Annotated in this window: 18 protein-coding genes and 1 other annotated feature; of the genes, 6 read left to right on the top strand and 12 right to left on the bottom strand. The window is 56.2% G+C overall.

Features of this window, described 5'->3' with window-relative positions; all coding sequences use genetic code 11:
- The first annotated feature begins 181 nt into the window (after positions 1–181).
- Positions 182–661, top strand: a complete 480-nt coding sequence (gene ybaK, locus BMF08_RS10810) for a Cys-tRNA(Pro)/Cys-tRNA(Cys) deacylase YbaK (protein WP_072567598.1) — start codon at positions 182–184, stop codon at positions 659–661.
- A 46-nt stretch (positions 662–707) separates the two neighbouring features.
- Here ybaK and ushA read toward each other — a convergent pair whose 3' ends face one another.
- Positions 708–2,360: a bifunctional UDP-sugar hydrolase/5'-nucleotidase UshA gene (gene ushA / locus BMF08_RS10805; protein ID WP_072567597.1), complete on the bottom strand. Its 1,653-nt coding sequence runs from the start codon at positions 2,358–2,360 to the stop codon at positions 708–710.
- A 179-nt stretch (positions 2,361–2,539) separates the two neighbouring features.
- On the opposite strand from ushA, the gene BMF08_RS10800 reads away from it, so the two are divergent.
- On the top strand, positions 2,540–3,757 hold the full coding sequence (locus BMF08_RS10800; protein ID WP_072567596.1) for an MFS transporter: 1,218 nt from the start codon (positions 2,540–2,542) through the stop codon (positions 3,755–3,757).
- A gap of 232 nt (positions 3,758–3,989) precedes the next feature.
- The gene (ybaL, locus tag BMF08_RS10795) at positions 3,990–5,666 is read left to right on the top strand and encodes a YbaL family putative K(+) efflux transporter (protein ID WP_072567595.1); all 1,677 of its coding nucleotides are present in this window, start codon (positions 3,990–3,992) and stop codon (positions 5,664–5,666) included.
- A gap of 52 nt (positions 5,667–5,718) precedes the next feature.
- On the opposite strand, the gene BMF08_RS10790 is transcribed toward ybaL, so the two are convergent.
- The 9 genes from BMF08_RS10790 to BMF08_RS10745 all read right to left on the bottom strand — a co-directional run bounded on the left by BMF08_RS10790 (position 5,719) and on the right by BMF08_RS10745 (position 15,182).
- Positions 5,719–7,023, bottom strand: coding sequence for an inosine/guanosine kinase (locus BMF08_RS10790; protein WP_072567594.1), 1,305 nt, complete (start codon positions 7,021–7,023; stop codon positions 5,719–5,721).
- Between the two features lie 60 nt (positions 7,024–7,083).
- Positions 7,084–8,046, bottom strand: a complete 963-nt coding sequence (hemH, locus tag BMF08_RS10785; protein ID WP_072567593.1) for a ferrochelatase — start codon at positions 8,044–8,046, stop codon at positions 7,084–7,086.
- 120 nt (positions 8,047–8,166) lie between these two features.
- Positions 8,167–8,811 carry an adenylate kinase gene (gene adk / locus BMF08_RS10780; RefSeq protein WP_072567592.1) on the bottom strand — a complete coding sequence of 215 codons (645 nt, stop codon included), beginning with the start codon at positions 8,809–8,811 and terminating at the stop codon, positions 8,167–8,169.
- Positions 8,812–9,044: 233 nt separating this feature from the next.
- Positions 9,045–10,919, bottom strand: coding sequence for a molecular chaperone HtpG (gene htpG, locus BMF08_RS10770; protein ID WP_072567591.1), 1,875 nt, complete (start codon positions 10,917–10,919; stop codon positions 9,045–9,047).
- 111 nt (positions 10,920–11,030) lie between these two features.
- Positions 11,031–11,636 (bottom strand): recombination mediator RecR, encoded by a 606-nt coding sequence (gene recR, locus BMF08_RS10765; protein WP_072567590.1) that lies wholly within the window; start codon positions 11,634–11,636, stop codon positions 11,031–11,033.
- Positions 11,636–11,965, bottom strand: a complete 330-nt coding sequence (locus BMF08_RS10760; RefSeq protein WP_072567589.1) for a YbaB/EbfC family nucleoid-associated protein — start codon at positions 11,963–11,965, stop codon at positions 11,636–11,638. The genes recR and BMF08_RS10760 overlap by 1 nt, the downstream gene beginning before the upstream one ends.
- 81 nt (positions 11,966–12,046) lie before the next feature.
- Positions 12,047–13,981: a DNA polymerase III subunit gamma/tau gene (dnaX, locus tag BMF08_RS10755; RefSeq protein WP_072567588.1), complete on the bottom strand. Its 1,935-nt coding sequence runs from the start codon at positions 13,979–13,981 to the stop codon at positions 12,047–12,049.
- Positions 12,650–12,714 (bottom strand) — a sequence feature (DnaX frameshifting element). Its footprint overlaps the gene before it by 65 nt.
- Positions 13,982–14,100: 119 nt before the next feature.
- The gene (gene apt / locus BMF08_RS10750) at positions 14,101–14,652 is read right to left on the bottom strand and encodes an adenine phosphoribosyltransferase (RefSeq protein WP_072567587.1); all 552 of its coding nucleotides are present in this window, start codon (positions 14,650–14,652) and stop codon (positions 14,101–14,103) included.
- 152 nt (positions 14,653–14,804) lie between these two features.
- Entirely contained in the window at positions 14,805–15,182 is a 378-nt protein-coding gene (locus tag BMF08_RS10745; RefSeq protein ID WP_072567586.1) for a DUF454 family protein, read from the bottom strand.
- Positions 15,183–15,250: 68 nt separating this feature from the next.
- Between BMF08_RS10745 and priC the strand changes: the two genes are divergently transcribed.
- Together priC and rsmS are read left to right on the top strand one after the other, a co-directional pair.
- Complete coding sequence (priC, locus tag BMF08_RS10740; protein ID WP_072567585.1) at positions 15,251–15,778, top strand: primosomal replication protein N''; 528 nt, start codon at positions 15,251–15,253, stop codon at positions 15,776–15,778.
- A 13-nt stretch (positions 15,779–15,791) separates the two neighbouring features.
- Positions 15,792–15,950: a pleiotropic regulatory protein RsmS gene (gene rsmS, locus BMF08_RS10735; RefSeq protein WP_072567584.1), complete on the top strand. Its 159-nt coding sequence runs from the start codon at positions 15,792–15,794 to the stop codon at positions 15,948–15,950.
- Positions 15,951–15,984: 34 nt separating this feature from the next.
- Here the strand turns inward: rsmS and mscK are convergent, their stop codons facing one another.
- Together mscK and acrR are read right to left on the bottom strand one after the other, a co-directional pair.
- Complete coding sequence (gene mscK, locus BMF08_RS10730) at positions 15,985–19,338, bottom strand: mechanosensitive channel MscK (RefSeq protein ID WP_072567583.1); 3,354 nt, start codon at positions 19,336–19,338, stop codon at positions 15,985–15,987.
- A gap of 133 nt (positions 19,339–19,471) precedes the next feature.
- Entirely contained in the window at positions 19,472–20,125 is a 654-nt protein-coding gene (acrR, locus tag BMF08_RS10725) for a multidrug efflux transporter transcriptional repressor AcrR (protein ID WP_072567582.1), read from the bottom strand.
- Between the two features lie 142 nt (positions 20,126–20,267).
- On the opposite strand from acrR, the gene acrA reads away from it, so the two are divergent.
- Positions 20,268–21,464, top strand: coding sequence for a multidrug efflux RND transporter periplasmic adaptor subunit AcrA (gene acrA / locus BMF08_RS10720; protein ID WP_072567581.1), 1,197 nt, complete (start codon positions 20,268–20,270; stop codon positions 21,462–21,464).
- The last annotated feature ends 11 nt before the right edge of the window (positions 21,465–21,475 follow it).

Below are 21,475 nucleotides of genomic sequence, written 5' to 3'. Positions count from 1 at the left end.
TATTGGCCCGTCAAAGAGGAATTTCATCATTATTGTAGTTCTGGCGTTAACGCCAGTGCGCGCTAATTGTCGCTCAAAGTTAGCGCAACTGCCAACACTATTGCGCAAGATGGTACTATTTTTGCGCCCCTTGCCCGGCGTATGCTGGCTGTGTGATACCTCAGTGGTAAGAAGGATTTTTATGACACCCGCCGTTAAATTACTGGAAAAAAACAAGGTTACTTTTCAGCTTCACACTTACGATCACGATCCCAGCGAAACGAATTTTGGCGATGAAGTGGTGCGTAAGCTCGGCCTGAATGCCGATCAGGTTTATAAAACGCTTTTGGTGGCGATAAACGGCGACATGAAGCAGTTAGCCGTCGCCGTCACGCCGGTGGCCGGACAGCTGGATCTGAAGAAAGTGGCGAAGGCGCTGGGCGCGAAGAAAGTGGATATGGCCGATCCGATGGTGGCGCAACGCACTACGGGATACCTGGTGGGCGGCATCAGTCCGTTAGGGCAGAAAAAGCGTCTGCCGACGCTGATCGACGCCCCGGCGCAGCAGTTTGCCACCATTTATGTGTCGGGCGGCAAACGCGGGCTGGATATTGAGCTGGCGGCGGCGGATCTTGCGAAGATCCTTGATGCGAAATTCGCCGATATTGCCCGCCGCGAGTAGGCCCCTCACCCCGGCCCTCTCCCCAGGGAGAGGGCAAGAGAAAGGGTTACTGCCAGACCACCTCGCCTTTCGGCTCAAAGGTCGCGGCATCCAGCGGTGAATTCTGCTGGATAAACTGCTTGAGCACTTCCGCGTCAATAAAGCCGGTATTTACATAGCCCGGCTTTTCATCAATGCGCGGGTAGCCATCGCCACCGGTGGCGTTAAAGCTCAGCGTCGCCATGCGGTAGGTTTTGGCGTCATCCACCGGTTCGCCCTTGATTTTGAGATCGTTAAGCTGGCCGTTCGCAGAAGTGAAGCTGACGTTAGCAAACTGCGGATAAGCGCCGGAATCTGGTTTCATCTTCGCCACGGCGCTCAGGTACTCTTTCACCTCTTTGCCGCTCATGTCGACGTAGACCACGATGTTGCCAAAGGGCTGCACTTTCAGCACGTCTTTGTAGGTGATGTCCCCGGCCTCAATGGAATCCCGAATACCGCCGCCGCTCATCACCGCGAAATCGGCAGTGTTGCGCGCCATTTGCGCCGCAAGGATCAGATGCGCCAGGTTGGTCTGCACAAAACGCACTTTGCTGCGATCGCCTTCCAGGTGCGCGTTCACGTTACCAATTTTCACATCCAGCTGGGCTTTGCCTTTGTTCTGGAACGGCGTCAGCAGGGAGAGCATCTGGGCGTTTTCCGGGATTTCCGGCGTGTAGAGCACGCGTTCACTGTCGCCGTTATCATAGGTCACTTTTTTCTTCAGGTTGACCGGGATCAGCTGGTAACGCACCATTTTCATCTCGCCGTTGCGGAATTCAAAATCAGCCCGTCCGACATATTTTCCCCACTCATGGGCCTGTACGATCCAGATACCATTCTGGCGATCCGGCGCGCAGGGCGTCCCTGGCACGTAATCCACTTGTTTTTTGTTTTCCGACGCCATGCATACCGGGTTTTGCGAGTGCCCCCCGACAATCATCGTCAGCGCGCCCGTCGGCAGGCTGCGTGCCATTTCCACATCCCCTGCCGCATTAGAGCCGTGCTCGCCATTATCGTAATGGCCCATATGCGTGGTGGCGATCAGGATGTCCGGCTTCTCGTTGGCATTCAGCTCCTGAATGACCAGCTTCGCTTCTTCCGCCGGTTTGCGGAATTCAATGTCGGTGAAATACTCGGGATTGCCGATTTTTGCCGTGTCATCGGTGGTCAGGCCGATGACCGCAATTTTTAAGTCCTGGCGTTTGAAAATCGCCCAGGGCTTGAACAGTCGTTCGTTGGTGCTTTTCTGATAAATATTGGCGGAGAGGAACGGGAATTTCGCCCACTTTTCCTGCTGGCGCAGCACGCTGAGCGGGTTATCAAACTCGTGGTTGCCGACGGCCATCGCGTCATAACCAATCAGATTCATGCCGCGAAAATCGGGTTCGGCGTCCTGCAGATCGGATTCCGGCACGCCGGTATTGATATCGCCGCCGGAGAGCAGCAGCACGCTGCCGCCCTCTGCCGCCACCTCTTTGCGAATACCGTCCACCAGCGTTTTTTGCGCCGCCAGACCATATTCACGGTAATCGTTACGCCAGAAATGGCCGTGATGATCGTTGGTATGCAGAATGGTGATTTTATAGGTTTTATCTTTTTCGTAGGCCTGAGCCGGTAAAGTCGTCAGCCCCAGTGCCGCCAGCATTGCCAGCGCGATGCCCTGCTTTACAAATTTCATGCTTCTCTCCCTGATCCTTAACAGACGCAAAAAGTAGCGTGCCCGGCAATATTAGACAAATAAGTTTTCAGAATTGCGACTTCCTTCAAACCTTTCGGGCAGGTATGTTAGGCAGATAATTATTAGTCATCTTTATGATAAACACCTGCCCCTTCCACCATTAAAAAGAAGTGAATTTTATGGCAATAAGTGAACCCGCCCCGGCCTTGTCGGGATCGCCTGCGTCGCCGCAGGCGCGCACCTCGTTTGGCATTCTGGGGGCGATCAGCGTCTCTCATCTGCTTAACGATATGCTGCAATCGCTGATTCTGGCGATTTACCCCCTGTTACAGTCTGAGTTTTCCCTCACTTTCGTGCAAATCGGTCTGATCACCCTGACCTTCCAGATGGCCTCGTCGCTGCTGCAACCGGTGGTCGGTGCTTATACCGATAAACACCCAATGCCGTGGTCATTGCCGATTGGCATGTGCTTTACGCTGAGCGGGCTGGTGCTGCTGGCACTGGCGGGCAGTTTCGGCATGGTGCTGCTGGCGGCCGCGCTGGTGGGCACAGGATCGTCAGTGTTCCACCCGGAGTCATCCCGCGTGGCGCGCATGGCCTCCGGTGGACGTCATGGCCTGGCGCAGTCCCTGTTTCAGGTGGGCGGCAACTTCGGCAGTTCACTTGGCCCTTTGCTGGCGGCGTTAGTGATCGCCCCTTACGGCAAAGGCAACGTTGCCTGGTTCGTGCTGGCTGCGCTGCTGGCGATCGTGGTGCTGGCGCAGGTCAGCCGCTGGTATGCGGCGCAGCATCGCGTCAATAAAGGCAAACCGGCGGTGAAAGTAATCAATCCGCTACCGCGCAATAAGGTGATCCTCGCCGTTTCCATCCTGCTGATGCTGATTTTTTCGAAATATTTCTATATGGCGAGCATCAGCAGCTATTACACCTTTTATTTGATGGAAAAATTTGGTTTATCGGTGCAAAACGCCCAGTATCATCTGTTTGCGTTTCTGTTTGCTGTGGCCGCTGGCACCATGATTGGCGGCCCTCTCGGGGATAAGATTGGCCGTAAATATGTGATTTGGGGCTCGATCCTCGGCGTTGCGCCCTTTACCCTTGTTTTACCCTATGCATCTCTGTACTGGACCGGCATTTTAACGGTGATCATTGGCTTTATTCTCGCGTCGGCGTTTTCCGCCATCCTGGTCTATGCCCAGGAGCTGCTTCCGGGGCGGATTGGCATGGTTTCCGGTCTGTTCTTCGGCTTTGCTTTTGGCATGGGAGGCCTTGGCGCCGCTGTGCTGGGGCTGGTTGCCGACCATACCAGTATCTTTTTGGTTTATAAAATCTGTGCTTTCCTGCCATTACTGGGGATCTTAACGATATTCCTGCCCGATAACCGGCAGAAAGCGTAATTTACGGGCGACCAAACCGTGTGGGTGGTCGCCCGATTCTCCCGCCCCATCTGCCCGCCAGCCCCTCTCCTTTCAGATCCTGGCTGATGCCCGATTTTTTAGCACAGGTTGCTCTTTTCTTCAGAATTCAACAATTATTCATCAACATAATGGTTAAAATTGTCATAAACTGTAATTCGGGCTTTTGGTTTTCGACCAAAAATGGATACACACCTTCACGAAAGGAGATGGGATGCATCACGCCACACCGCTTATCACCACCATTGTCGGCGGCCTTGTGCTCGCTTTTATCCTCGGCATGCTTGCCAACAAATTACGCATTTCGCCACTGGTGGGCTATTTGCTGGCGGGTGTGTTAGCCGGACCCTTTACCCCGGGCTTCGTTGCCGATACCAAACTGGCGCCTGAACTGGCCGAGCTGGGCGTGATCCTGCTGATGTTTGGCGTAGGACTGCATTTTTCGCTGAAGGATCTGATGGCGGTAAAGTCCATCGCCATACCCGGCGCTATCGCACAGATTGCGGTGGCAACCCTGCTGGGCATGGCGCTCTCGTCTCTGATGGGCTGGTCACTGATGACCGGTATCGTGTTTGGTTTGTGTCTTTCCACCGCCAGTACGGTGGTGCTGCTGCGCGCCCTTGAGGAGCGGCAGCTTATCGACAGTCAGCGCGGGCAAATCGCCATTGGCTGGCTGATCGTTGAAGATTTAGTGATGGTGCTGACGCTGGTGCTGCTGCCTGCGGTGGCGGGCATGATGGAAAAAGGCAATGTCGGCCTCGCCACCCTGGCGCTGGATATGAGTATCACCATCGGTAAGGTGGTGGCCTTTATCGCCATCATGATGCTGGTGGGCCGCCGTCTGGTGCCGTGGATCCTCGCACGCAGCGCGGCGACCGGATCGCGGGAACTCTTTACGCTTTCGGTGCTGGCGCTGGCGCTCGGCATTGCTTTTGGCGCGGTGGAGCTGTTCGACGTTTCCTTTGCCCTCGGCGCGTTCTTCGCCGGTATGGTGCTGAACGAATCCGAACTGAGCCACCGGGCGGCGCACGATACCCTGCCGCTGCGCGACGCCTTCGCGGTACTGTTCTTTGTCTCGGTGGGCATGCTGTTCGATCCGCTGATCCTCATCGATGAACCGCTGGCCGTTCTCGGCACGCTGGCAATTATTATCTTCGGTAAATCCGTGGCCGCCTTCTTCCTGGTGCGCCTGTTCGGTCACTCGCCCCGCACGGCGCTGACCATTGCCGCCAGCCTCGCGCAGATCGGTGAGTTTGCCTTTATTCTCGCCGGGCTGGGGATGGCGCTGGATTTACTGCCGCAGACCGGGCAGAACCTGGTGCTGGCCGGGGCGATCCTGTCGATTATGCTGAACCCGATCCTGTTCGCCATCCTTGAAAAATACCTTGATAAAACCGAAACCCTGGAAGAGCAGACGCTGGAAGAAGCCATCGAAGAAGAGAAGCAGATCCCGGTGGACATTTGTAATCATGCGCTGCTGGTGGGCTTTGGCCGCGTCGGCAGCCTGCTGGGTGAAAAGCTGATGGCGCAGGGTATTCCGCTGGTGGTGATCGAAACCTCCCGCTCCCGCGTCGATGAGCTGCGCGAGCGGGGTATCCGCGCGGTGCTCGGCAACGCCGCCAACGAAGAGATCATGAATCTGGCGCATCTCGACTGCGCCCGCTGGCTGCTGCTGACGATCCCGAACGGCTATGAAGCCGGGGAAATCGTGGCCTCGGCGCGGGAGAAGTGCCCGAATATTGAGATTATCGCCCGCGCGCATTATGACGATGAGGTGGATTACATCACCGAACGCGGTGCTAATCAGGTGGTGATGGGCGAGCGTGAAATCGCCCGCACCATGCTGGAACTGCTGGAAACGCCGCCTGCGGGCGAGGTGGTGACGGGATAAAGTGAGGTTGCCGGACAGGGCTCAATATCCTGTCCGGCCTGTCATCACGAAATCAGCGCTCCCAGTAGGCTTCTTCGAGGCTGTCTTCACGCTCCGGCAGACCGCGGGTCAGACGTGGCGAATGCTGGTTAAGCACCTGATAGCTCACACGGTTGGCGTATTTGCACATCTGCGCCAGCGATGAGTAGCTGAGCCAGGTGTAGTTATGCTTACTGGAGTTCGGCACGTTAGTGCGATGGAAGTTATTGGCGGTGATGTCGTGCAGCAGCGCTGCCAGCGCGCCATCCCCTGCGCCATTGGTGTTCATGATTTTCTCCGGGCCGCCCATGTAAGGCGCGATGTGGGAGAAAATGCGCAGCGGCTGCTGGCAGTCCTGATGACGCATGGCGCGGCTGAACTCATACTGGTTGAATTCCGGGATAGCGCCCGGCAACAGCGGGTGCTGAGTTTTGCGTTTCGCCTGCTCTTCCGTGAAGCCTGCCATATATAAACCGACCGGTCCGGCGGTGCACAGCACCAGATCCACCCAGTCCAGCGCGCTGTTACAGGCCAGCAGCGGATCGCTCTCGCCGGTCAGCGCTTCCGCTTCCTCTTCGTTCATGGCGAGGATCGAGACATTCTCTTTCAGGAAATCACGCCACCACTGCGGGTTATCGGCGATAACGTATTTGGTGCCCAGCGTCAGTACCACCGGCACGTTATGCTTTTTGGCGTACTCGACGGCTTTCATGGTCGCGTCGCGCATCGGCTCGTCCGGTTTGCAGCGCACCAGGTAGGAAGTCAGCACCAGCGCCGAGGCACCGGCTATCACCGCTTCCGGAATGCTTTCCGGGCGCAGCTGGTTCATCGCGCCAGGGCTGATTGCAAAGGTTCGCTCGCCGGAGTCGCTCACCAGCGTAAAGCAGCGCCCTATCGGGCCATCAACGCCCTGAAGGTAGTTCAGATCGGTACGGCTGGAGGTGTTGCACAGGTAGCGGTAAGCGTAGCCGCCAATCTCGACGTTGCTGCACATTACGCCCAACAGCACCGAGCGGTCATCCGCCAGCACCGAATAGTTGTGCATGGTGTTGCCGATGGTGCCGCCGGCAAACTGGTGCGTGATGAGGGTGTCGCGCATCAGCTCCTGATACAACGCTTCCGCTACTTCATCGCTGATCACCAGCGAATGTCCGGCGCTCAGACCATAACGTTCAACAAACGCGTCATCCACTTTCGCTTCGATATCCACAAGCGTCTGATCGATACCCACCACCCAGGAAGTACTGGCGTCGCTGACCGGCTGAAGTTGTTGTAACAGCGGATCGCGGGCGTTAACAGGAAAGTAGTGTTTGGATTTGCGTTTGCCGGGAAATTTCATAATCAGTAATAGTGAAGAATTGGGCCGCAAATGGTAGCACACTCGCGGCCCGCTTCGCGATCAGCGATAAGGGGCCGTCAGGCTGACCATCATCTCAATATGATCGGCTGAATCATTAAGCGCCGGAATATATTCATATTTTTCGCCGCCCGCTTCGAGGAAGAATTCGCGGTTCTGCACGGCGATTTCCTCCAGCGTTTCCAGGCAGTCAGCCGCAAATCCCGGGCACAGCACCTGGATGTGCTTAACGCCCTTTTCACCGAGCATTTTCAGCGTCTCGTCGGTGTACGGCGTCAGCCACGGCTCGCGGCCAAAGCGCGACTGGAAGGTCATCATCACTTTTTCCGGCGGCAGGCCAAGGGCGGAAACCACTTCACGGGTGGTGTCGCGGCAGCGCTGCGGATAATCATCCCCTTCGTCAGCATAGCGCTGCGGGATCCCGTGATAGGAGAGCAGCAGCAGATCCGGTTCGCCATGTACGGCGAAGGAGGCGCGAATGCTGTTTACCAGCGCGTCGATATAGGCTGAATTGTCGGCGTAATCGCGAATAAAAGAGACGCCGGAAATACGGCGTTTTTTTGCCAGAATACGCGCCAGCTCATCCCAGACGGCAGCCACGGTGGAGCAGGAATATTGCGGATAGAGCGGCAGCACCACCAGATGTTCCACCCCCTGCGACAGCAGTTCGTCCACGGCACTTTCCAGCGATGGCGAGCCGTAGCTCATACCGAGCGCCACCGGCATTTCCGGCAGACGGGCGGCCAGCGCCTGTTGCTGACGACGGCTGTAGACCATCAGCGGCGAGCCTTCTTCCATCCATACGGACTGATAAAGTTTGGCGACGCGCGGTGAACGGATCGGCAGGATCACGCCGCGCAACAGCGGCCACCACAGCAGACGTGGGGTATCGACCACCCGCCGGTCGCTTAAAAACTGCCGTAAATAGCGTTTAACGGCCTGGGGTGTGGGTGCATCCGGGGTGCCCAGATTCGCCAGCAGTATGCCGGTTTTCGCCTGACTCATTCGCGCCTCTTATCCTTCTAAACGGGCGATAATTGTAGCTGAATTGCAGGTAAACGAAACCAATTGTAGCGAAAGGGAAAACAGAAGGGAGTTCCCCGGTGAGGCCACCGGGGAAAAGCATTAGCCGAGGATGTTGGCCAGCTCTGCGCGAACGTCGCTCACCGCTTTGGTGCCGTCGACTTTCACATATTTGGTGTTGCCGGCTTCGGCTTCTTTCTGATAGTAGCCGATCAGCGGCGCGGTCAGCTGATGGTATTCCACCAGACGTTTACGCACGGTTTCTTCCTGATCGTCTTTACGGGTGGTCAGCTCTTCGCCGGTCACATCGTCTTTGCCTTCCACTTTCGGTGGATTGAATTTGATGTGGTAAACACGACCAGAGGCTGCATGAACACGACGGCCAACGATACGGTCAACGATCAGTTCGTCCGGTACGTCGAATTCCAGCACGTAATCCACGTTGATACCGGCTTCTTTCATGGCGTCAGCCTGCGGAATGGTACGCGGGAAGCCGTCCAACAGAAAACCGTTACGGCAATCTTCCTGAGAGATACGTTCTTTCACCAGCGCGATAACCAGTTCATCGGTAACCAGCTTACCGGCGTCCATGATGTCTTTTGCCTGTTTGCCCAGCTCGCTGCCGGATTTAACCGCGGCACGCAGCATGTCACCTGTGGAAATTTGCGGAATGCCATATTTCTCCATGATGAACTGTGCCTGAGTTCCTTTCCCCGCGCCTGGAGCGCCAAGCAGAATGATACGCATTGCGAAAATCCCCTCAAAGGTTATCAAAATTTTTTAAAAAAGCGCTAAAAGATACCATTATCACGCCTTCGCCTCAAGAAAGGCGCCCGACGCTGAAACGGTTAATGGGGAATTATAAGAAAAGCGGTAATTCTGGCGAAAAAATGCCGGATGGCGCTGACGCTTATCCGGCCTACAGGTTGATCGTCCAGACCGGATAAGCGCAGGGGCTTATCCGGCAGGAAATGACGCTATCAGGAAACCAGCAGCTGGTTCATACGGCGAATAAACTGGTTCGGATCTTCCAGCGTGCCGCGCTCGGCAAGCAGCGCCTGATCCATTAACAGTTCAACCCACTCTTTAAACTGCGCGTCGTCCTGGGTATCGGCGGCGCGTTTTACCAGAGCGTGATCCGGATTCAGTTCAAAGATGTACTTCACATCCGGGACGGCCTGGCCCGCAGCGGCAAAGAGTTTCGCCATCTGGGTGCTCATTTCATCGTTGTCGGTGGTGACGATGGCTGGCGTGTCGGTCAGACGGTGCGTCAGGCGCACTTCTTTGACGCGCTCGCCCAGCAGGGTTTTCACGCGCTCAACGAAAGGCTCCAGCGCTTTTTCCGCCTCTTTCGCGCTTTCGTCCACTTCGTCGTTCAGCTTGTCGAGTGACTCATCGGCTTTGGCGACAGACTGGAACGGCTTGCCGTCGAACTCGGTCAGGTAGCTCATCATCCACTCGTCGATGCGGTCAGAGAGCAGCAGTACTTCGATGCCCTTCTTACGCAGCAGTTCCAGGTGCGGGCTGCTCTTCGCGGCCGCGTAGCTGTCGGCGGTGATGTAGTAGATCTTCTCCTGGCCTTCTTTCATGCGCGACACGTAATCGGTGAGCGACACGGTCTGCTCGGACGAATCGGTGTGCGTGGAGGCAAAGCGCAGCAGTTTGGCGATGGTTTCCTGATTGGCAGGATCTTCCGCCGGGCCTTCTTTCAGTACCAGACCGAACTGCTTCCAGAAAGTCAGGTATTTTTCAGCATCGTCTTTCGCCAGTTTTTCCAGCATTTGCAGAACGCGTTTGCTCAGTGCGCTGCGCAGATTACGGGTGACGTTGCTGTCCTGCAGGATCTCACGGGAGACGTTCAGCGGCAGATCGTTGGAGTCGATCAGGCCACGGACGAAGCGCAGGTAGTTCGGCATGAACTGTTCGGCGTCGTCCATAATGAATACGCGCTGCACGTAGAGTTTCAGACCGTGCTTATGATCGCGGTTCCACATGTCAAAAGGCGCGCGGGACGGAATATACAGCAGGCTGGTGTATTCCTGTTTGCCTTCAACGCGGTTGTGGCTCCAGGTCAGCGGATCGGTAAAGTCATGGGCGATGTGCTTGTAGAATTCGTTGTACTCATCGTCTTTGATTTCCGACTTGTTACGGGTCCACAGGGCCTGGGCTTTGTTGATTTTTTCCCAGCTGACGATGGTTTCGCCGTCTTTCTCTTCCTGCTTCTCGATTTCTACCGGCAGCGCAATGTGATCGGAGTATTTGCTGATGATAGAGCGCACGCGCCAGTCGTTGAGGAAGTCGTCTTCCCCTTCGCGCAGATGCAGGGTGATCTCGGTGCCGCGATCCTCTTTGGTGATATCGGCAACGGTGTAATCGCCTTCACCGGCCGATTCCCAGAACACGCCGTTTTCTGCGCTGTCGCCCGCCGCACGAGTGCGCACGGTGACTTTATCGGCCACGATAAACGCCGAGTAGAAGCCGACGCCGAACTGACCGATCAGCTGGCTGTCTTTCGCCTGGTCAGAGCCCATGGCTTCGAGGAAAGATTTGGTGCCGGATTTGGCGATCGTACCCAGATGGTCGATAACCTCGTCACGGTTCATACCAATACCGTTGTCGGCAATGGTCAATGTACGCTTCTCTTTATCGAAGGAGACGCGTACGCGCAACTCACCGTCGCCTTCATAAAGATCGGGATTCGACAACGCGCGAAAGCGCAGTTTATCTGCCGCATCCGAGGCGTTAGAGATAAGCTCACGCAGGAAGATTTCTTTGTTGGAATACAGCGAGTGGATCATCAGATGCAGAAGCTGTTTGACCTCTGACTGGAAACCGCGTGTTTCTTGTCCTTTCATCGAAAAAATACCTCAACAATGCCATTTGGTGTTGAGGGGGAAATGGGGATATGCGGGAAGAATTTCAAGCGGGGGCAAAGAAATGCCCCCGATTTTTTTTACTGATTTTTACTAAAGGTGGATCTTGTGACGCCCGGCCAGCGAGTGCGACAGCGTCGTGCCGTCGACCATCTCCAGCTCGCCGCCCACCGGCACGCCGTGGGCGATACGGCTGGCATCGACGCCATACTGCGCGCACAGCTCCGCAATATAGTTGGCGGTCGCCTCCCCTTCCACCGTCGGATTGGTGGCGAGGATCACCTCTTTCATCTGTTCAGACGACAGCCGCTGCTCAAGCTTATCAAGGCCAATGTCGTTCGGCCCGATGCCATCGAGCGGCGACAGATGCCCCATCAGCACAAAGTAACGGCCGGAAAACTGTCCGGTCTGCTCAATGGCGTAGATGTCAGCAGGACTTTCCACCACGCAGATTTGACCGTTTTCCTGGCGACGCGGATTTGCGCAGATATTGCACACTTCCTGTTCGGTGAAGGTGCGGCACTGGGCGCAATGACCGATTTCAGACATTGCGCGCGTCAGGGCCTGTGCCAGTCGCATACCGCCGCTGCGATCGCGCTGGAGCAGCGAAAACGCCATACGCTGCGCGGACTTCGGGCCAACGCCCGGCAGACTGCGCAGTGCTTCCATCAGCTGATTTAACAGCGGGCTGGCTTGCATCAGAACGGCATCTTAAAGCCTGGCGGCAACTGCATGCCGGAGGACACGCCCGCCATTTTTTCTTTCTGGGTTTCTTCAATACGACGCGCCGCATCGTTGAAGGCCGCCGCCACCAGATCTTCCAGCATGTCTTTATCGTCTTCGAGCAGGCTCGGATCGATTTCCACGCGACGGCAGTTATGCGCGCCGTTGATGGTCACTTTAACGAGGCCCGCGCCGGATTCGCCGGTCACTTCCAGCTTCGCGATCTCTTCCTGCATCTGCTGCATTTTTTCTTGCATCTGCTGGGCCTGTTTCATCAGGTTACCCAGACCACCTTTACCAAACATAGGCTTCTCTCTCAGGCTAGGGGTGATTTACCGGTCAGGTAAGTCACATTCAGGGTTGGCGACAGTCAGCACCGCTGGCTGTCAAATGGGGCGAATACTTTCGTCATCCAGCTCCGCGTCAAAAAAGCGCCGCAGCGTCTGGATATTATTATCCGCGACAATCGACTCGCGCGCCTGCGCAAGTTTTTCTTCATAAATCGTCTGCCGCCATTCCAGCGGCGTGCGTACCGACGGATTATCATCTTCAATGATAGTCAGTTCAACTGCTTCGCCGCATAAGGTCGACAGCGCTTCCGTCAGCACCTTAGCCGCGCCCGCCGAATTCAGATGGCGCTGGGTCGGACGCAGATGCAGGCAAATGCGGTTGCCGTCCTGTTCTTTCCAGGCATTGAGCGCCACCTGCTCCACCAGTTTCGGCAGATTGAGCTGGCTGACCTGCGCCGCCCAGGGATCGCGGGCAATGGCTTCTTCCGCCAGTTTTTTCGCCAGCTCCGGCGTTCTTTCATGCTCCAGCGCTTTTTTCAGCGCCTTCGGCGTGGCGACTTCTTCTTTTACCGCTTCGGTGACCGTGGTCGTTTTCCAGCGATAGGCTTCTTTTTTAGCAGGCGGAGCCTCCTGGGTCGATGAGGCGGGACGCGACTGCACGCGTTCGCTCATGGTCGCCAGGCGCTCCAGCGCAGCGTTATTCACCGGCCGCGCGCGGGTTGCCGCTGCCGGTTCACTCTTTTTTGCTTTGGTCGCTCCCTGGGCACGAAGCTGATTACGCGCTGCCAGCACCTGACTGGTGGTATCCGGTAATGGCGCGTCATGGCTTATGGCCGGTGGGGCGACGGCGTGTTGTTGCGGGGCGACCTGCGTCGGGTTCAGAACGGCCGTGGGGGCCGCCGGCGCGAAAGACTGTTGTGGAACCTGCGGCTCCGGCAGCGGCTGGCGCGGATGGAAGGCCAGCGCGCGCAGCAGCGTCATTTCGACGCCCATACGGCGATCCGGCGCATACGGCAATTCTTTACGACCAATCAGCATCGCCTGGTAGTAGAGCTGTACGTCAGTCGGCGGCACGGTGCGGGCCAGCTCGCGCATACGGTGCTCAATGGCCGCCATGTCGCTGCTGAGCGCGGCCGGGGAGAGTTGCACCATGGCGATGCGGTGTAAGAGCGTTTGCATCTCCACCAGCAGGGCTTCCCACTCCACGCCACGAGCGGCGGCGTCGTTGATCAGCGCCATGACGCGTTCGCCGTTGGCTTCCACCACCGCTTCAATCAGCGACAGCGCCTGATCGTCGTCGAGCGTGCCGAGCATCTGGCTGACGGCCTGAGTGGTCAGTTGACCGTCGCCGCTGGCAATCGCCTGATCGGTTAAGCTCAGCGCATCGCGCAGGCTGCCGTCGGCGGCGCGCGCCAGCAGTTGCAGGGCGCGCGGCTCGTGCGTAATTTTTTCTTCGTCGAGAATGTGCTCAAGCTGCTGGCGGATCTGATCGACGTCCAGCGCTTTGAGATGGAATTGCAGGCAGCGCGATAAGATCGTCACCGGCAGTTTTTGCGGATCGGTGGTCGCCAGCAGGAATTTGACGTGCGCAGGCGGCTCTTCCAGCGTTTTCAGTAACGCATTGAAGCTGTGGCGCGACAGCATGTGCACTTCATCGATCAGATAGACCTTGAAGCGGCCACGGGCTGGCGCGTACTGCACGTTATCCAGCAGATCGCGGGTATCTTCAACTTTGGTGCGGGAAGCGGCATCGATCTCAATCAGATCGACAAAGCGCCCCAGCTCGATTTCACGGCAGTTATCGCAGACGCCGCAGGGCGTGGCGGTGATCCCGGTTTCGCAGTTCAGTCCCTTCGCCAGCAGACGGGCAATGGACGTTTTACCGACGCCGCGGGTGCCGGAAAAGAGATACGCATGATGAATGCGTCCCAGGGATAAGCCGTTCGCCAGGGCGGTCAGCACATGTTCCTGGCCGACAACGTTAGCAAAAGTTTGTGGTCGCCACTTACGGGCTAAGACCTGATAGCTCATTGGCAGGCTCTGCAACGCTGAAAGGTGATTTACGAGGGGTTATGCTAACACAGCAACAGGCTGAATACACTTCATCATGCAAGCCAGCAGGCCCGCATGATGAATGTCGATGACGGGTATTAGTGACCCGGGAATGGCACCAGGCTAAAGCATTTAATACCCTGTTTTTCAAGGCGCTGCTCGCCGCCGATATCAAACAGGTTAATGATAAAGGCCGCGTCTGTGACGTCGCCGCCCAGACGGCGGATCAGCTTCACGGTGGCTTCGATGGTGCCGCCGGTCGCCAGCAGATCGTCCACCACCAGCACTTTGTCGCCAGGCTTGATGGCATCGACGTGGATCTCTAACTGATCGGTGCCGTATTCCAGCTCATAGCTTTCCGCGATGGTTTCACGCGGCAGTTTACGGGGCTTACGCACCGGGACGAAACCAACGCCCAGCGCCAGCGCAACTGGTGCGCCGAACAGGAAGCCGCGGGCTTCAGTACCAACAACTTTGGTGATACCGGCATCCTTATAACGCTCAACCAGCAGTTCAATGCTGAGGGCGTAGGCTTTCGGGTCTTCCAGCAAACTGGTGACATCACGGAACAGGATGCCCGGTTTCGGATAATCCTGGATGCTTTTGATGCTGTCTTTTAAATATTCAAGCTGCTGCGCAGTCGCGGTCATGGATTTTTTGCCTGATAGAAACGGTGTTACTCACGGCACGCTGAGAAGGATCAAATGCAACCGTTGTTTAACATTTAACCAGGAGTGCCCGTGCTCGAAAACGCTCGAATTTACTGGCTGCGCGCGACAAATGCAACACACTTCCGTTCGCGTCACTGATTTTGTTGTTTTTCGTCAACCACCGGGATGCGCCACATAAAAATCAGCAGGCAGGCGAGGATGCATAACAACAAAATGCGTACCCACATCAGCTTTACCAGCCATAATGACAGCGCAAAGGTGAGCAGGATCACCACGATTGCGCGGGGCTTCGCGCCCGGCGGCATCGCGCGGTACTTCTGCCAGTGCCGCAGATAGCCGCCAAACCATGACCGATAAAGCAGCCACTGGTGAAAGCGCGGCGAGGAGCGGGCAAAGCACCAGGCGGCAAGCAGGATAAAAGGCGTAGTGGGTAACAGCGGCAGCACGACGCCCAGCGTCCCCAGGACTACCGCCAGCCAGCCGATGATGATTAAAATAGTGCGTTGCATGATAGGGATCGTTATCTGATGTTAGGGTCACTTTAACACAGGCTTTGAATGAATGACCGGAGAGACAGGTGAAAACGGTTCGACTTTTACAGACGCTCGCTGAGCAACTGGCGGCATTACGGATGCAGGTTGCGCCCCTTGCCGGCCATGCCACCGTCAGCGCGCGCTTCGATCGCCAGCTTTTCCGCACGCGCAGCACGCTGATGTCCGCCTGTCTTGAGGAGGCGGAAGCCAATCTCGCCGCCCTTCGCCATGCGGTGGAGAAAGCGCAGCTGGCTCAGGTGAGCTGGCTGGCGGAGCATCTCAGCGCGCAAATTGCCGCCCTGATGCGCGAAACCGCCACCTGGTCGCTCAGGCAGTGGGATCATGCGGCGCCGGGGATCGCAAAATGGCAGCGCCGCCGTTTGCAGCATCAGGAATTTGAGCGCCGTCTGATCGAAATGAAACAGACACGGGAAGCGCGATGCCGCGCAGCCGTCGATACGGCAGAACAGCAGAAACTGCAACAGGAGATCGTGGCGCTGCAAGGCCGGCTGTCCCGCTGTCAGACTGCATTACATCGTATTGAGTCCGTGCTGGCACGGATGACCCGCTAAGGAAGACGTTATCATGTCATTAGAGAATGCCCCGGACGACATTAAACTGGCGGTGGATTTGATTATGCTGCTGGAAGAACACGCCATTCCGCCGGATACAGTGCTGAAAGCGCTGGAGATCGTACGCCGGGATTTTGAGAAGAAAGTGGCGGCAAGCGCCGCCACAGAGTGACCCTCTCCCACAGGAGAGGGTTGGCGGATGTCTGTCAGGCGATGCCTGGCGCGGAATTATCACCGCTCAGATCACGTTTCACTTCGGTATGCTCGTCGCCTTTGGTATTACGCAGGTGGACTTCCAGCTGGTTAAAGGCGATGTCGATGCCGTTTTCACGGCACAGGCGGTCAATAGTGCGGTTCAGCTCATCCACGGTGTAGCTGCGGTCGCGCAGTTCACGCACGTACAGACGCAGTTCGTGATCCAGCGTGCTCGGCCCGAAGGTGGTGAAGAACACTGCCGGTTCCGGATCGTGCATCACTTTCGGATGCTCCATCGCCGCTTTCAGCAACACCTCTTTGACCTTCTCCAGATCCGAGCCGTAAGCCACGCCAAGACGCACCACCACGCGGGTGATGGTATCGGACAGCGACCAGTTGATCAGCCGCTCGGTCACAAAGGCTTTGTTCGGGATGATCACCTCTTTACGATCAAAATCGGTAATGGTGGTGGCGCGAATGCGGATCTTACTGACCGTACCGGAGAAGGTGCCGATAGTCACGGTATCGCCAATGCGCACCGGACGTTCGAACAGAATGATCAGACCGGAGACGAAGTTACCGAAGATCTCCTGCAAACCAAAACCCAGACCGACCGAGAGCGCCGCGGCAAGCCATTGCAGTTTATCCCACGACACGCCGAGCGAGCCGAAGACCGTCATCGCGCCGACGGCGATGATCACGTAATTAAGGATCTGCGTGATGGCGTAGGACGCGCCCTGGCGCATTTTCAGCCGTGAGAGCACCAGCACTTCCAGCAGCCCCGGCAGGTTGCGGATCAGCGCCCAGGCCACCACCAGCGCAATGACGGCAAACAGCAGACTGCCCATGGTGACGTTTTTCACCACGTTAACGCCCGCTTCGCTGCCGTTGTAATGCCACAGCGTAATGCTGTCGAGATAAGCGAAGACGGTGATTAAATCAGACCAGATCGCCCAGAACACCACGCCGAACAGCGCAATCATCACCAGCATGGTGATACGCAGGGTTTGCTGGTTGATCTGCTCCAGCGCCATGGTCGGCTCTTCCTGCGGCTCGGCTCCTTCTGCGCCCTCTTTCACCAGATTCTGTCGACGCGCCAGCGCCCGACGATAGGCGATACGGCGGGCCGCCACGCTTAAACCGCGCAGGACGGTCTGGTACAGCAGGTTCCAGATAATCACCAGGTAGACGGTTTCGATCCAGCGGCCGGAGAGGCGCAGCGTGGTATAGAAATAGCCCGTGGCCGTCAGCACCATCAACGCCACCGGCACAATCGACAGCACGGTAATGGTGATCAGACGAATGCTGTGCGACTCTTTATCGTGCCAGCTTTCGCGAAACATCGGCCAGATCAGCGCGGAGATAACCAGCAGGTTAAGCAAAATCACCACCTGCCCTATCACATCATCCATCAGGTGCAGCGGTGACAGTTCCGATACCACCGACCAGAAATGCAGCGGCAGCAGAGCGAGGCTTAACCGCACAATCTGCCGACGCCAGTGGCTGGTGAGCGCGGGAGGCATGTTGAAATGCTTCACGGCGACGCCGTCTTTTTCCAGCACTTTCCAGCACAGGCCGAATACCAGCCAGTAAAGCGCCAGTTTTTTACTGAACGCCCACAGCAGTTCGCTGATATTGAGCTGCATGGTGAGCAGGATCAGGCCAGCGGCGAGGATCAGCATGCATACCGGCAGGGCACGGATCAGATCGATAAGAATGGCCTTTGGCGTATGCAGCTGGCTGTCGTTACGCAGCTGTCCCACTTCATCCGCGAGCTTCGCCTGATACTGTTTCAGCCAGCGCAGACGCCAGCGGATCAGACCGGCAATCAGCAGCAGCGGCAATCCGGCGAGCAGCGCGATAGCCACCGCAGGCCAGGCTTTTTCCCAGTTAACGGTGATTTTGGTCGATTTGATCTGCTCTTTCAGCGCTTCGGGGAAGGCTTTAAGCCACTCCCAGTCCATCGGCTTATTACTGTTGATCCAGAATATTTGCTGGGTAAGGATTTCCTGCAGGCTTTTGGAGACGCTCATCAGCTGCTGCTGATTCACCTGGAGGTTAATCGCCATCATCAGCTGATTGCCCAGCTGCTTGTTCAGCTGATCGAGAAGCTCACGACGCATATCCACCACCTGAAGCAGCGCGTCATGCACTTCATCATTCACCTCGCTCTGGTGGCCCTCTTCCAGCTTCGACACAAAGGCGTCGTTCTGGAACAGCGCGTCACGTTGCTGGTTGATTTCAAACTGTTCCAGACGCAAATCCGCGATGCGGTTGGTCATGTCTTCCAGCTCATCCGCTGACGGCAGCGTCTGTTGCTGCTGATACAGAATGCGGGATAACAGCAGACTGCCTTTCAGCACCGCGATCTGCTCTTTGACGTTGCGTTCGGATTGCAGGGCGCGATCGAGCCAGTTTTTGACTTTGATATTTTGCTGCACCAGTGCGTTGCCGCTTTCGGTGGCATCAATCAGCCGCTGGCTGAGCTGATGGTTAATATCAAGCTCCTGTTTCACCAGCGGATTCGCCTGGATACGGGCGGTTTCGTCCGGGTTGACGGCTTCCTGGGCGGTTTTTTCGGTAAGCGTCAGGCGCTTATTATTGACCGCATCCTGTAACAGCTGTAGCTGATGCTCCAGCAGATTACTGTTGGCGGTGACGTAATCGCGCTGTTTTTGCAGCGTATCCTGCAGTGTGGTATTCCCTTCGAGGCTTTTCCGCTGCTGCTCAATTTGCGCGTTCAGCAGTGCCTGTTGCGCCATCAGCAACTCTTGCTGCGTAGGACGCAGCGCCCCTTCTCCGGTCATGGTGCCGTTCAGACGGTTGCGGATCTGCTGCAACTCCTGGGAGGCGGCATACATGGCGTTCTGCACCCGCTCCGGCTGTGTCTGTAAAGACACCAGCTGGCTGTTATAGGTGGAGAGATCGTTTTGCGCCGTCTGCAAATCATCCAGCACCTGAGCAACGCGGGATTCCAGCTGACGCAACGACAGCGCGGCCAGGGTTTTACGCGTTTCGTCGTCATTGTCTTTATCGTTTAACGCGTTCAGCCCTTCCGTCGCCTGACGGAGTTTTTCCGGGGCCTGGGCGACTTTCTGTTTCAGCAGCGCCGTTTCCTGTTTGATACGCTCGATTTTATCAAGCGTGTCCAGGGTTTCGGTCAGATCTTCAATGACCAGTTTATCCTGCGGGCTGTGGGTTTTTTGCTTGTTCAGCGCATCCAGCCGACTTTGCGTTTCGGCACGGGAAGGCAGATCGGTTGCGGCCTGGGCTACGTTTATCGTGACGCAAAATGACGCGACGAATAAACACAGCGCAAAGGCAAACGCGGAAATCGGGTTTTGCGGGCGTATGGTGTGCAGCATAATTTTAGTGTGAATGTGTTCTTAACCGGAAAGCGGCCGGAAATAGCCTGGCACGGAGAATATCACGCCCGCCAGCGACTACCTAGCGGCGCGCAAAGCCTCCAGGATAAATCCTGGCGACGGAGATTTTGTCTTAAGCGGACAGAGTGCCGGGCGCTTTACACATCGTCGGGCAGAACTGGAACATCTCCAGCAAAATCGCCACGTAATCCCGCGCTTCTTTTTTGAGATCAAAGGATTGTGGCGCGAGCAGCCAGTTTTCCATAATGCCGGAAATATAACTGCGCATCAGGATCGCCGCCCGACGGGTCAGCAGATCTGCCGGTAACATTTTCGCTTGTATGCAGCGCTTAAGGTTTTGCTCAATACGATCGTAACTTTCAAGACATAAACTGCGCTGTGCCTGTTGCACAATTGCCATTTCACCGACAAACTCACACTTGTGATAAATGATTTCCATCATTAGCCGACGGCGCTCTTCAATAACTGTCGCCTCCAGAATATAAACCAGGATTTCCCGCAAAACTGAGAGTGGATCGTCCGGGAATTTTGCCTGATACTCAAGCTCAAGATCGCTAATGCTGGACTCTGACAGCTCCCAAATTTCACCAAATAAGTCTGACTTATTTTTGAAGTGCCAATAAATCGCGCCGCGTGTCACACCCGCCGCCTGCGCAATTTCAGCCAGCGAGGTTGAAGAGACACCTTGCTGAGAGAACAATCGCATTGCCACGTCAAGAATGTGCTGACGTGTTTCTAACGCTTGTTGTTTGGTTTTTCGTGCCATATGTAGGTGATTTTACAGGAGTCAGATTTACATACATTTATGAATGTATGTAACATAGCATGACCAGAATATAAACGCAGCAATGGGTTTGTGGACGCTTGATCCATTGATCAATTTGAAATCGGATACTCGAGGTTTACCTATGAACAAAAACAGAGGGTTCACGCCTCTGGCGGTCGTTCTGATGCTTTCAGGCAGCTTAGCGCTTACAGGATGTGATGATAAACCGGCTCAGCAACAAGGTGCCGGACAGGCGCCAGAAGTTGGGATTGTGACACTCAAATCTGAACCTCTGCAAATCACCACTGAATTGCCTGGCCGTACCAGCGCGTATCGCATCGCGGAAGTCAGACCTCAGGTCAGCGGCATTATCTTAAAACGTAACTTCACCGAAGGTAGCGATATCGAAGCGGGCGTCTCGCTTTATCAGATTGATCCAGCCACCTATCAGGCCTCTTATGAGAGCGCCAAAGGCGATCTGGCGAAAGCGCAGGCCGCAGCGAAAATTGCTCAGGTTACCCTTAACCGTTATCAGAAACTGATTGGCACCAACTACATCAGTCAACAGGATCTGGATACGGCGCAGGCTGATGCGATGCAGGCCAATGCCGCTGTCGTGGCCGCGAAAGCTGCCGTTGAAACCGCGCGTATTAACCTCGCTTATACCAAAGTCACCTCCCCTATCAGCGGTCGTATTGGTAAATCCGCCGTAACGGAAGGCGCGCTGGTGCAGAGCGGTCAAACTACCGCGCTGGCTACCGTACAGCAGCTGGATCCGATTTATGTGGATGTCACCCAGTCGAGCAACGATTTCCTGCGTCTGAGGCAGGAGCTGGAAAGCGGCAAGCTGAAACAGGAAAACGGCAAGGCGAAAGTGGAACTTATCACCAGCGACGGTGAAAAACTGCCGCAAACCGGTACCCTCGAGTTCTCTGACGTGACCGTTGACCAGACCACCGGCTCTATTACGCTACGTGCTATTTTCCCGAACCCGAATCATTCCCTGCTGCCGGGTATGTTCGTACGCGCTCGTCTTGAAGAAGGTGTTAACCCGAATGCGCTGCTGGTGCCTCAACAGGGCGTAACCCGTACGCCACGCGGCGATGCGAGCGTGATGGTGGTTGGCGAAGGCGACAAAGTTGAACAGCGCCAGATCACCGCCACGCAGGCGATTGGGGATAAATGGCTGGTTACCGATGGCCTGAAAACGGGCGATCGCGTCATCGTCACCGGATTACAAAAAGTTCGTCCTGGCGCTCAGGTAAAAGTGCAGGAAGTGAAGGCTGAGACGAAAGAGCAAGCCGCAGGCGGCGCCCAGTCAGAACAGCCTAAGTCTTAACTTAAACAGGA

Origin of the sequence: Enterobacter sp. SA187 (assembly GCF_001888805.2) — a bacterium.
GTDB lineage: Bacteria > Pseudomonadota > Gammaproteobacteria > Enterobacterales > Enterobacteriaceae > Enterobacter_D.
This window is presented reverse-complemented; position numbering and strand designations above follow the sequence as displayed.

Bases quoted from the DNA above. Each gene is read 5' to 3' on its own strand.
- acrA (WP_072567581.1), top strand. From the start codon at position 20,268: ATGAACAAAAACAGAGGGTTCACGCCTCTGGCGGTCGTTCTGATGCTT.
- BMF08_RS10790 (WP_072567594.1), bottom strand. From the start codon at position 7,023: ATGAAATTTCCCGGCAAACGCAAATCCAAACACTACTTTCCTGTTAAC.
- adk (WP_072567592.1), bottom strand. From the start codon at position 8,811: ATGCGTATCATTCTGCTTGGCGCTCCAGGCGCGGGGAAAGGAACTCAG.
- mscK (WP_072567583.1), bottom strand. From the start codon at position 19,338: ATGCTGCACACCATACGCCCGCAAAACCCGATTTCCGCGTTTGCCTTT.
- BMF08_RS10800 (WP_072567596.1), top strand. From the start codon at position 2,540: ATGGCAATAAGTGAACCCGCCCCGGCCTTGTCGGGATCGCCTGCGTCG.
- ushA (WP_072567597.1), bottom strand. From the start codon at position 2,360: ATGAAATTTGTAAAGCAGGGCATCGCGCTGGCAATGCTGGCGGCACTG.
- rsmS (WP_072567584.1), top strand. From the start codon at position 15,792: ATGTCATTAGAGAATGCCCCGGACGACATTAAACTGGCGGTGGATTTG.
- BMF08_RS10760 (WP_072567589.1), bottom strand. From the start codon at position 11,965: ATGTTTGGTAAAGGTGGTCTGGGTAACCTGATGAAACAGGCCCAGCAG.
- htpG (WP_072567591.1), bottom strand. From the start codon at position 10,919: ATGAAAGGACAAGAAACACGCGGTTTCCAGTCAGAGGTCAAACAGCTT.
- acrR (WP_072567582.1), bottom strand. From the start codon at position 20,125: ATGGCACGAAAAACCAAACAACAAGCGTTAGAAACACGTCAGCACATT.
- dnaX (WP_072567588.1), bottom strand. From the start codon at position 13,981: ATGAGCTATCAGGTCTTAGCCCGTAAGTGGCGACCACAAACTTTTGCT.
- ybaK (WP_072567598.1), top strand. From the start codon at position 182: ATGACACCCGCCGTTAAATTACTGGAAAAAAACAAGGTTACTTTTCAG.
- ybaL (WP_072567595.1), top strand. From the start codon at position 3,990: ATGCATCACGCCACACCGCTTATCACCACCATTGTCGGCGGCCTTGTG.
- BMF08_RS10745 (WP_072567586.1), bottom strand. From the start codon at position 15,182: ATGCAACGCACTATTTTAATCATCATCGGCTGGCTGGCGGTAGTCCTG.
- apt (WP_072567587.1), bottom strand. From the start codon at position 14,652: ATGACCGCGACTGCGCAGCAGCTTGAATATTTAAAAGACAGCATCAAA.
- hemH (WP_072567593.1), bottom strand. From the start codon at position 8,046: ATGAGTCAGGCGAAAACCGGCATACTGCTGGCGAATCTGGGCACCCCG.
- recR (WP_072567590.1), bottom strand. From the start codon at position 11,636: ATGCAAGCCAGCCCGCTGTTAAATCAGCTGATGGAAGCACTGCGCAGT.